The organism is Flavobacterium pygoscelis, assembly GCF_023162025.1.
Lineage (GTDB): Bacteria > Bacteroidota > Bacteroidia > Flavobacteriales > Flavobacteriaceae > Flavobacterium > Flavobacterium pygoscelis.
This window is the reverse complement of record NZ_JALNUB010000007.1, coordinates 25,432-37,351: the sequence shown is the minus strand read 5'-3', so window position 1 is coordinate 37,351 and position 11,920 is coordinate 25,432. Positions and strand designations below refer to the sequence as shown.

Sequence of the window (11,920 nt, the reverse complement as noted above, 5' to 3'; positions counted from 1 at the left end):
GAGACTTAAATATTTAATTTTCTGTACTACTCTATTTTTTTTAGCCTTGATAGCAGTGGAAAGCCTTTACGAGGTGATAACCATTTTTTTCTAGTTGTAGTAGAGCGACCGCAGGAAGCTCCTACCGCAACATAGAAAAAAGGTTTGAGCCCGAAAAGCTTGTAACGAATAGCGAGAACAGCTTCTTGTAAAAAATAGTGCTTTTTAGATTTAAAATTTAATTGAATTTCAATCTGTTTGCGAAACAAATTGCTCAATACATATTGATTGGTGCATTTTTAAGTTTCCGAACAAAAAACTATCTTCGCACAATGCAACAAAATTTACTACTTACTCCCATTGAATTCTTAAAAGGTGTTGGACCTAATCGGGCCGAATTGCTGCGTAAAGAGTTGGGAATTCATAAGTATTTGGATTTGGTTAATTTTTTTCCCAATAGATATATAGATCGAACGCGCTATTATAAAATAAATGAACTTCAAAATAATGGTGCCGAAGTACAGATTATTGGAAAAATAATAAACATTAAAACGGTTGAATTTGGTAAAAACCAAAAACGCCTTGTTGCAACCTTTGTTGATGATACGGGACAAATGGAACTCGTTTGGTTTCAAGGGCATAAATGGATTCGCGAAAGCTTAAAAGTGAATGAAGTTTGCGTGATTTTTGGAAAATGTACTTCTTTTGGGAATACCTTTAATATGGCACATCCGGAAATTGAATTAATGACAGAGCATAAACAAAGTCTTCGTTCTGCTATGCAACCCGTGTATCCATCTACAGAAACCTTAACGAATCGAGGTGTTTCAAATAAAGTCATCAATAAAATGATGCAACAATTGTTTGTAGAAACACAAAATTTATTTACCGAAACATTGCCTGAATATTTGATTGCTGAATTAAAACTGATTTCTAAAAAAGAAGCTTTATTCAATATTCACTTCCCCAAAAGTACCGAAGCTTTAGCGAAAGCAAAATTCCGGTTAGTTTTTGAAGAATTGTTTTTTATACAATTGCAATTAATTACAAAAAACCTCATTCAAAAACACAAAATAAAAGGACATCCTTTTACCAAAGTAGGTGACTATTTTAATGATTTTTATCAGAATCATTTACCTTTTGAACTTACCAATGCGCAAAAAAGGGTTGTCAAGGAAATAAGAAATGACATGGGCAGCAATGCTCAAATGAACCGATTGTTACAAGGAGATGTAGGATCTGGTAAAACTATTGTGGCATTTATGAGTATGCTTTTGGCGCTAGATAATGGTTTTCAAGCGTGCTTAATGGCTCCCACAGAAATCTTGGCCAATCAGCATTTTATGGGTTTATCTGAATTGGCATCAACGGTGAATATTAATATTCGAATTCTTACGGGCTCGACTAGAATTGCACAACGCCGAATAATTCATGAAGAATTAGAAAACGGAACTTTAGATATTCTTATTGGCACTCACGCTTTAATAGAAGATAAAGTAAAGTTTAAAAACTTAGGTCTTGCCGTAATTGACGAGCAACACCGTTTTGGAGTAGAACAGCGTTCTAAATTGTGGAAGAAAAACACGATTCCACCACATGTTTTAGTCATGACCGCCACTCCTATTCCCAGAACTTTAGCAATGAGTTTATATGGTGATTTAGACATTTCTGTGATAGACGAATTGCCTCCGGGAAGAAAACCCATCCAGACAGTACATCGTTTTGACAGCAATCGTTTAAAAGTTTGGAAGTTTCTTAGAGATGAAATTGCTTTAGGTCGCCAAATCTATATTGTTTATCCTTTGATTCAAGAATCGGAAAAAATGGATTATAAGGATTTAATGGATGGTTACGAAAGTATTTCAAGAGATTTTCCGTTACCACAATATTCTATTTCTATTTTGCACGGAAAAATGAAACCAGCGGACAAAGATGCTGAAATGAAACGCTTTTCTGAAGGGAAAACAAATATAATGGTTGCAACAACTGTCATTGAAGTGGGTGTAAATGTTCCCAATGCGAGTGTAATGATTATTGAAAGTGCCGAGCGTTTTGGATTATCACAACTCCACCAGCTTCGAGGTCGCGTAGGACGAGGTGCAGAACAAAGTTATTGCATACTAATGACAAGCCATAAAATGAGTGCTGATAGTAAAACCCGAATGGAAACTATGGTACGTACTAATGATGGTTTTGAAATTGCCGAAGTAGATTTAAAACTTCGTGGTCCTGGTAATTTAATGGGAACCCAACAAAGCGGTGTGCTTAACTTACAGATTGCTGATTTAGTTCGGGATCGAGATACTTTGGCTCTAGCCAGAAATTACGCCATGAAATTACTAAAAGAAGATCCAGCGATGGAAAAACCAGAACATCACTCATTACGAGCCGTTTACATCGAAATGACCAAAAAGAAAAATATTTGGAATTATATTAGTTAAAATAAAATTTTCTTTTTTTTTAAATCTTTGATTAAACCTTTAATCTATTGTAGAGTCTTGTATAATTAGCTTTAGTCTATTCTAAAACAATTATTTTTATGATAGTATTAATATTTGTATATACAAACGTTAAATAATATTTAACATATTGATTATTTTGAATTCTAAAACCTAAATTTGTTTCCGACTAATATTTTTGATACCAAAAACTGATTTATACTTTAAAAAATGAAAATAAAACACCTCGTTTACGCCCTTTTAGCCATTGGATTAATTGGATTTATAGGATATAGAATTAATTCTAACAGTGCAAAAAAAGGAGATTCTAAAGATCCAAAAGCAAAAGGAAAATCACTAACTGTAAGCGGAATTGTTGTTAAATATCAAACTTTTGACAATAATTTATCTCTTTCTGGTTCTATTGAAGCCAATGAACAAGTAGAAATTCGTAGCGAAGTTTCGGGTATTGTAGAAGGAATTTATTTTCAAGAAGGAAGCAATGTTACCAAAGGACAAGTACTTTTTAAGGTAAATGATATTGAATTAAGAGCGCAATTGAGACAAACTTCAACTAAAGAAGGATTGGCTTCTGAAAATGAAAGAAGAGCCAAGTTATTGTTACAAAAAGAAGCTATTAGTCAAGAAGAATATGATTTAGCAAGAGCTGATTTAAAATCAGCACAAGCACAAAGTCAATTGATTCAAGCGCAAATTGCAAAAACATCCGTAAGAGCTCCGTTTTCTGGGAAAATTGGTTTGCGCTCTATTTCTCCAGGAACTTATATTACTCCAGCAATCTTAGTCACAAAATTAGTGAATACAGGAAAATTAAAAATTACTTTTTCAATTCCTGAAAAATATGCTAATCAAGTCAAATCTAATACTACATTAACCTTCAAAGTGGCTGGTTCTGAAGATCGTTATACGGCTAAAGTATATGCAATCGAGCCAGAAATAGCAGTTGCTACAAGAACATTACAGGTTCGTGCCATCGCTGAAAATAAAGACGGGAAATTGTTACCAGGAACTTTTGCTGACGTAGAATTGCCGCTTGATATTATAAAAAATGCTATTGTAGTTCCTACCGAAGCTATTGTACCAGTACAAAACGGAAAGAAAATTTTTATTTCTAGTAATGGTTTAGCAAAAGAATTGATGATAGAAACTGCTACAAGAACAGAAACTTCTGTTTTGGTACTTTCTGGATTAAAAGAAGGCGATACCGTTATTACTAATGGTGTAATGGCTCTAAAGAATGACGATCCCGTTATTGTAAAAGTAAAATAATACGTTGTGAATTATAGTTATTTGGTACTTTATCAAACTTATAATTCGGCTTTACTAATTCATAACTCCTAATTTATATTATAACAAAATGAGTTTATCAACTACAAGTATAAGAAGACCCGTAATGACCATAGTGATGAACTTGGCCATTGTGTTATTCGGATTAATAGGGTACACATTCCTGGGAGTTCGAGAATTTCCATCAATTGATCCGGCACAAGTCTCTATCAGAACTAATTATGCTGGAGCAAATGCTGATATTATTGAATCACAAATTACAGAACCTTTAGAAAAAGCAATAAACTCTATTGATGGTATTCGTAATGTAACCTCTTCTAGTGCTCAGGGAAGTAGTAACATTACAATAGAATTTAACTTAGATAAAAATTTAGAAGATGCTGCAAATGATGTTCGTGACAAAGTTTCGCAAGCCGTAAGAAACCTTCCACAAGATATAGATTCTCCTCCGGTTGTATCGAAAGCAGATGCTAATGGTGATGCTATTATTTCGATGACTGTTCAAAGTGATACCAGAAGTGCATTAGAACTAAGCGATTATGCTGAAAACGTAATTTCGCAACGACTAGAAACTATTCCTGGCGTAAGTGGCGTTCAGATTTGGGGACAAAAAAGATACGCAATGCGTTTGTGGATTGATCCTATAAAATTAGCATCGTATGGTTGTACAGTTGCTGAAGTTAGAAATGCATTAAACAAACAAAATGTAGAATTACCATCAGGTAAACTTACAGGCGCTAATACTGAACTAACAGTAAAAACAGTAGGAAATCTTTCTACTGCCGAAGAATTTAATAATATTATTATACGTTCCGATGGAGAAAAAATAGTTCGATTAAGTGATATTGGAATTGCGAGCATAGGACCGGAAAATTTAGAAACCAAAATGACACAATCTGGAACACCGCTTGTTGGTGTAGCAATTGTTCCATTGCCGGGTGCTAATTACTTAGATATTTCTAAAGAATTTTATAAAGTTTTTGAAGCCTTAAAAAAAGATTTACCAAAAGACATTAAGTTAAACATAGCAATCGACAATACCATTTTCGTTAAGAAATCGGTTATTGAAGTAGCGGAAACGCTAGGAATTTCTATTGTTTTAGTAATCTTAATTATCTTTTTATTTTTTAGGGATTGGGCAATTGCCTTTAGACCTTTAATTGATATTCCGGTATCCTTGATTGCTACTTTCTTTATTATGTGGCTTTTTGGATTTTCTATAAATGTATTGACTTTGCTTGCAATTGTATTGGCAACAGGGCTTGTTGTGGATGATGGAATTGTAGTTACCGAGAATATTTTTAAGAAAGTAGAGGAAGGAATGACGCCTATTGAAGCAGCAATCAAAGGATCTAATGAAATCTTTTTTGCTGTAATTTCTATCTCTATAACTCTAGCGGCTGTATTTTTGCCAGTAATATTTTTAGAAGGATTTGTCGGTCGACTGTTTCGGGAATTTGGAGTCGTTATTGGTGCGGCAGTTCTAATTTCTGCTTTTGTATCCTTGACATTAACTCCAATGCTTAACGCCTATTTGATGAAAGGTGGTGAACAAAAAAAATCTAACTTTTATTTAAAAACAGAACCTTATTTTCAAAAATTAAATAAAGGATATGCGGATGCACTAACCAATTTCATGAAAAGAAAATGGCTTAGTTTTCCTATTTTATTCGCTTGTTTTGGGTTGATCTATTTATTCTTTAATTTATTGCAAAAAGAGACTGCACCTTATGATGATCGAAGTAGTTTTGTGATGCGAATGACTACTCCCGAAGGTTCCTCTTATGAGTATACAGATCGTTTCATGCAAGAGATTTCAAAACTAGTTGATGATTCAATTCCTGGTAAAAAAGTGAGTTTGGTTATCACATCACCTGGTTTTGGTTCTTCTTCTGTCAATAGTGGTTTTATTCGAGTTTCATTAGTAGAACCCGGAGAAAGAACAGAATCACAGAAAGAAATTGCTGAGAAATTGACAAAGTGGACCAAGCGTTATCCAGAAGCTAAAACATCTATTATCGAGCAGCCTACTATTGCTGTAAATAGACGAGGTGGTTTGCCGATTCAATACATTATTCAGGCACCCAATTTTGAAAAACTGCGAGAAAAAATTCCTGTTTTTATGGATGAAGCGGCAAAAAACGAAACCTTTTCTATTACTGATGTGAATCTTAAATTTAACAAACCTGAGATTAACGTAACAATAGACCGTGAAAAAGCTGAGAGTTTAGGAATTTCAGTAATTGATATTGCTCAAACATTACAGCTTTCTTTAAGTGGACAGCGTTTTGGTTACTTTATGAGAAACGGAAAACAATATCAAGTAATTGGACAATTTGATCAAAAAGATCGTTCTAAACCTTTGGACTTAACGTCGATGTTTGTTAAAAATAATAAAGGAGAACTGATACAAATGGATAATGTTGTAAACGTAGAAGAACAAAGTAATCCACCGCAGTTGTATCACAATAATAGATATTTGTCTGCTACAGTATCTGCTGGTTTAGCTCCTGGAAAAAGTATCAGTGACGGAATTGATGCGATGAACGAAATTAAAGCTAAAGTGCTAGACGATACATTTACCACTGATTTAGGCGGTGAATCTAGAGATTTTGTCGAAAGTAGCTCGAATACCGCTTTTGCATTTGGATTGGCTTTATTATTAATTTTCTTAATTCTTTCTGCTCAATTTGAAAGTTTTATTGATCCTTTTATAATTATACTTACAGTTCCAATGGCGGTTGCTGGAGCTTTATTCTCCTTATGGTTATTCAATCAAACATGGAATATTTTTAGCCAAATTGGAACGGTAATGCTTATTGGTTTGGTAACCAAAAATGGAATTCTAATTGTAGAATTTGCCAATCAATTGCGGGAACAAGGTAAACCAAAACTAGAAGCCATTTTAGAAGCTTCAGAAGCCAGATTACGTCCTATTTTGATGACCAGTTTAGCCATTTCATTAGGTGCATTACCTATTGCTATGTCATTTGGAGCTGCTTCTACTAGTAGAATGGGAATGGGTGTGGTGATTGTTGGAGGTACTATTTTCTCTTTGGTTTTAACATTATTTGTTATTCCAGCCATGTATTTAATGTGGTCTAAAGCTAGAAAACATTATCCGGAATTTGATCGTATTGAAGAATATGAAAAAGAAGTTAAACATTAGTAATAAAACAGCCAATGCGAGTAAATTAACTTGATAGTAGTCAGAAAAATTTATTCGTTTTCTAAAAATACAATTATGATAAATACTAAAATACTGTTTCGAAGTTTGATTTTGTTACTTTTTTGTGTAATCAAAACCAATGCTCAAGAGGTATTAACTATTGAAAATGCAGTTAAAATTGCATTAGAAAATAATTATGAAATCAAGATTGCATCCAATAATTCTTTAGTCAATAAAGCAAATGCTACTGCTGGTAATGCAGGAATGTTACCTAAAGCAACCGCTACTATAGTAGATAATAATGGTATTCAAAACCTTTCGCAAACACGTTCTGACGGAACAGTTACGAAACTGAACAATGCTAAAAGTAGCAATTTAAATTATGGAGTTGGTTTAGACTGGACCATTTTTGACGGGTTTAAAATGTTCGCAAAGTTGGATCAATTAAAAGAATTGCAAAAATTAGGAGAAGCCCAACTAAAGCTTACTATAATTACAAAAATTAGTGATGTTAATAATACCTATTTTGATTTAGTACAACAGCAACAGCAATTAGCCGCTTTAGACACCACGATTGTAATATCAAACCAACGATTGAATTTGGCTCAAAACCGATTTTCAATTGGAAAAGCATCTAAATTAGAAGTATTGAACGCTCAAGTAGATTTAAACACTGACAAAGTTGCTCTTTTAAGACAAAAAGAATTATATGCTAATACCAAGATTGTACTTAATCAAATTTTAGCAAGAGATGCTAAAACAGATTTTATTGTGGTAGATTCAATAACAGTAGATTCGCAATTACTGCTTCCTGAACTTACTGAGTTGGCAGAAAAACAAAATCCGCAATTAGAATCTCAAATTATCAATAAAAGGGTTGCTGAGCTACAATTAAAACAAATTAAAGGTACCCGCTACCCTACTGTAAAACTAAATACGGGATATAATTTTTCTGATAGTCAGTCTGGTCTTGGTTTTACAACTCAATCGTCAGCCAGAGGTTTAAATTATGGTTTTAGTGCTTCACTAAATTTATTTGACGGATTTGCACAAAACAGAAATGAACAAATTGCTAAAATTCAAATTGAAAACTCAAAATTAGAATTCGATCAACAAAATCAGCAATTGTATTCGCAATTAGCAACATCGTATCAAACGTATTTAACCAACTTAGAACTGATTGATTTAGAAGAAAAAAATGAAGCTATCGCTAACCAAAACTTGAATATTACTTTAGATAAATTCAGAATTGGTACCATTACTACTCTCGAATTTAGAACAGCACAATTAAATTATGTAAATGCTAAAGTGCGCTATAGTAATGCTCAATTTCAGGCTAAATTATCTGAAATTGCATTAAAAGAATTAGCAGGAACTATAGCATTGTAACTATAGTTTTGTCACCTTATAAAATCTATATTTTTAGTACACTATTTCTATCCAAGCAAATATATCCTGAAAATCGTAATTCAATAAAAGGTCAACTAGTGATGCTTATTGAAGAACTAATCTCGTCACTACGTACTCCTAAGTGGGTATCGTTGTTGGATTACGATTTTTTAAATTATTGCAATTGAAAAGAAATAGAAACAATTACAGGAATTATTTCTGCTTTTAAAACTCTTACATCAGCAATGTTTTCCCATTATTAGATAATTTTTTAATTAATTTTTATCTCATGCCCTTCTGATAATAAATTGACTTTTCCATAAATAACAGATATTGAATTTTATATCTCATTAATATCTTTTTTAAAAACTCGATTTTTGTTTCAATTCTATTATAGCATCTATAGCTATTGTTTGAAAAGAGTTAGAAAAAACAAAAAATTTTGTTTCTTTCTACAGTCTGCAATCCTTATATTTGCAATCTCATTAAAATTGACAGATGAAAATATCGTACAACTGGTTAAAACAATTTATTAAAGTAGATTCTAATTCTGAAGAAACAGCAGCTTTACTAACAGATTTAGGTCTTGAAGTAGAGATTGTTGAAAAATACCAATCGGTTAAAGGGGGATTAGAAGGGATTGTTATAGGACATGTTCTTACTTGTATTCAACATCCAGATGCAGACCGTTTAAAAATAACAACAGTAGATTTAGGTACTGGAACTCCAGTACAAATTGTATGCGGTGCCAGCAATGTTGCAGCTGGACAAAAAGTACCCGTTGCTACTATCGGGACGGTTTTATATGATAAAGAAGGTGTTGCTTTTACCATAAAAAAAGGAAAAATTCGTGGTCAGGAAAGTCACGGAATGATTTGCGCAGAAGATGAACTAGGATTAGGTGAAAGTCATGATGGAATAATGGTTCTTGATGATGAATTAATTCCAGGAACTCCAGCAGCAACTGTTTTTAAAATTGAAAATGATGAAGTTTTTGAAATTGGTTTAACACCCAATCGCGCTGATGCCATGAGTCATTTAGGAACTGCACGTGATTTAAGAGCTGGTATGTTGCAAAAAGGAATCAATGTAGAATTGATTACGCCATCTGTAAGTAATTTTAGAGTTGATAAAAGAACTTTAAAAATTGATATTGATGTAAAAGATCCAAAACTTGCTCCAAGATATTGTGGAGTAACTATTTCTGGTATCGAGGTGAAACCATCACCTGCTTGGTTGCAAAATAGATTAAAAGCAATCGGTTTGAATCCAAAAAATAATATTGTTGATGTTACCAACTATGTTCTACACGAATTAGGCCAACCATTACATGCTTTTGATGCTTCAAAAATTAATGGAAAAATTATAGTACAAACTCTTCCCACAGGAACTAAGTTTATTACTTTAGATGATATCGAAAGAACTTTACACGAAGAAGATTTAATGATTTGTGATGAGAAAGGTCCTTTATGTATTGCAGGTGTTTTTGGTGGAAAAAAATCTGGAGTTTCGGAGACAACTACTTCTATTTTCTTAGAAAGTGCTTACTTTAATCCAGTAAGTGTTAGAAAATCAGCTAAAAGACACCAATTGAATACTGATGCTTCTTTTAGATTTGAGAGAGGTATTGATCCAACTATAACTGAATATGCCTTAAAAAGAGCCGCTTTATTAATACAAGAGGTTGCTGGTGGAGAAATAACATCAGATGTAATTAATGTTTATCCAAAGAAAATTGAAGATTTTACAGTTTTTTTAAACTTTAGTAAAGTAGCGAAAATTATTGGTGAAGTTTTACCAAACGATACTATAAAAAAAATATTAGTTTCTCTAGATATTAAAGTTAATAGTGTTTCTGATGCAGGATTAGGATTAACAATTCCTTCCTATCGAGTTGATGTTCAAAGAGAGATTGATGTAATAGAAGAAATTTTAAGAGTTTATGGCTACAACAACATCAATTTTTCTGAAAAAGTTAATGCAACTGTAGCGAATTCTCCAAGAAATGAAGATTATAAAATTCAAAATATAATAGCTACTCAATTAAATTCACAAGGTTTTAATGAAATGATGGCTAATTCATTAACAACGGCCTCTTATGTTGAACTTTCAGAAGAACTGAAAGCTTCTCATAATGTGACCATGTTAAATCCTTTAAGTGCCGATTTAGCTACAATGAGACAATCATTATTGTTTTCTGGTCTTGAAGCAGTATCTTATAATATTAATCGTAAAAATGCTGATTTAAAATTATTTGAATTCGGAAAAACCTATCATAACTACCTTGCAGGTTATGAAGAAAAAAAGCATTTAAGTTTATTTCAAACTGGAAATAGAAATCAAGAAAATTGGACTCAGACAAATAAACCATCTGATTTCTTTTTATTCAAAGGGTATGTGAGCTTAATTCTCTCTAGATTAGGATTGACTAAATCTCAAAATGTTCCTCCAACTTCAGACGTTTTTTCTGAAGGAATTGCAATTGCTTATGGTAACGATACGATTGTTGAATTAGGAGTGGTAAAAAAATCAATACTAAAACATTTTGGAATCAAACAAGAAGTTTTTTATGCAGATTTTAACTGGGCGTTAATTTTAAAATTAATTTCTACAAAAATAAAGTATACTGAAATTCCGAAATACCCTGAAGTTCGTCGTGATTTAGCGTTACTAATTGATCAAAGTATAAATTATCAAACTATTTATTCATTAGCAAAACAAACTGAAAAAGTTTTATTGAAAGACATAAATTTATTTGACGTTTATGAAGGAGAAAATCTACCAGAAGGTAAAAAGTCATACGCACTAAGATTTACGATACAAGATAATGCGAAGACTTTGACAGATGTACAAATTGATAAAATCATGAGCAAATTACAAACCGCTTTTGAAACTGAACTTGGTGCAAGCTTAAGATAATTTTTTTTTTTTGAAATCCCATTTGTTTCGATAAATGGGATTTTTTTATATAAAAAAGGTTCTGCAAAATGCAGAACCTTTTTCCTAAACAAAAAACAAACCTATTATCAAAAATTAACTTTTTGGCAAAACAACAGCATCAACTACGTGAATTACACCATTTGATTGATCTACATCTGCAATTGTTACTTTAGCACTTTTTCCATTTTCATCTGTTATGTACAAGTTTTTTCCTTTCATCCAAGCAGTTAGTGTACCACCACTCACTGTTTTAAGAGTAGCTTTTCCATTACCCATTTTAATAGCTTTAGCTATATCAGAAGAATTCATTTTTCCTGCAACAACATGATAGGTTAAAATTGTTTGTAGCATTTTAAGATTCTCTGGCTTCAATAATGTCTCCACAGTACCTTTTGGTAATTTATTAAACGCTGCATTTGTTGGGGCAAAAACGGTGAATGGTCCTTTACTTTGTAATGTTTCAACTAATCCTGCTGCTTTAACTGCTGCAACAAGTGTAGTGTGATCTTTTGAGTTTACTGCATTTTCAACAATATTTTTAGTTGGATACATAGCTGCTCCACCAACCATAACTGTTTTTTGTGCGAATGAGGTAGCTCCAAATACTAATGCGATAAATGCAATTGATAAAATTTTTCTAGTTTTCATAAAATCTATTTTTTTAAGTTATATAAAGTCATTTACGCAGATCAATTCG

Annotated in this window: 6 protein-coding genes; 5 read left to right on the top strand and 1 reads right to left on the bottom strand. The window is 32.5% G+C overall.

From position 1 onward, the window contains the following. Positions 1–311 precede the first annotated feature (311 nt). The 5 genes from recG to pheT all read left to right on the top strand — a co-directional run bounded on the left by recG (position 312) and on the right by pheT (position 11,202). Positions 312–2,420 (top strand): ATP-dependent DNA helicase RecG, encoded by a 2,109-nt coding sequence (gene recG, locus MW871_RS11880; RefSeq protein WP_248428740.1) that lies wholly within the window; start codon positions 312–314, stop codon positions 2,418–2,420. Between the two features lie 228 nt (positions 2,421–2,648). Further along, entirely contained in the window at positions 2,649–3,707 is a 1,059-nt protein-coding gene (locus tag MW871_RS11875) for an efflux RND transporter periplasmic adaptor subunit (protein ID WP_188051053.1), read from the top strand. Positions 3,708–3,795: 88 nt separating this feature from the next. Then, on the top strand, positions 3,796–6,894 hold the full coding sequence (locus tag MW871_RS11870; protein WP_248428738.1) for an efflux RND transporter permease subunit: 3,099 nt from the start codon (positions 3,796–3,798) through the stop codon (positions 6,892–6,894). Positions 6,895–6,972: 78 nt separating this feature from the next. After that, positions 6,973–8,283 (top strand): TolC family protein, encoded by a 1,311-nt coding sequence (locus MW871_RS11865; RefSeq protein WP_248428916.1) that lies wholly within the window; start codon positions 6,973–6,975, stop codon positions 8,281–8,283. Positions 8,284–8,781: 498 nt separating this feature from the next. Further along, positions 8,782–11,202 carry a phenylalanine--tRNA ligase subunit beta gene (gene pheT / locus MW871_RS11860; RefSeq protein ID WP_248428737.1) on the top strand — a complete coding sequence of 807 codons (2,421 nt, stop codon included), beginning with the start codon at positions 8,782–8,784 and terminating at the stop codon, positions 11,200–11,202. 114 nt (positions 11,203–11,316) lie between these two features. On the opposite strand, the gene MW871_RS11855 is transcribed toward pheT, so the two are convergent. Further along, the gene (locus MW871_RS11855) at positions 11,317–11,871 is read right to left on the bottom strand and encodes a fasciclin domain-containing protein (protein ID WP_210646599.1); all 555 of its coding nucleotides are present in this window, start codon (positions 11,869–11,871) and stop codon (positions 11,317–11,319) included. Positions 11,872–11,920 lie beyond the last annotated feature (49 nt).

Coding starts and splice junctions, on each gene's coding strand:
- MW871_RS11870 (WP_248428738.1), top strand. CDS start 3,796: ATGAGTTTATCAACTACAAGTATAAGAAGACCCGTAATGACCATAGTG.
- recG (WP_248428740.1), top strand. CDS start 312: ATGCAACAAAATTTACTACTTACTCCCATTGAATTCTTAAAAGGTGTT.
- MW871_RS11875 (WP_188051053.1), top strand. CDS start 2,649: ATGAAAATAAAACACCTCGTTTACGCCCTTTTAGCCATTGGATTAATT.
- pheT (WP_248428737.1), top strand. CDS start 8,782: ATGAAAATATCGTACAACTGGTTAAAACAATTTATTAAAGTAGATTCT.
- MW871_RS11855 (WP_210646599.1), bottom strand. CDS start 11,871: ATGAAAACTAGAAAAATTTTATCAATTGCATTTATCGCATTAGTATTT.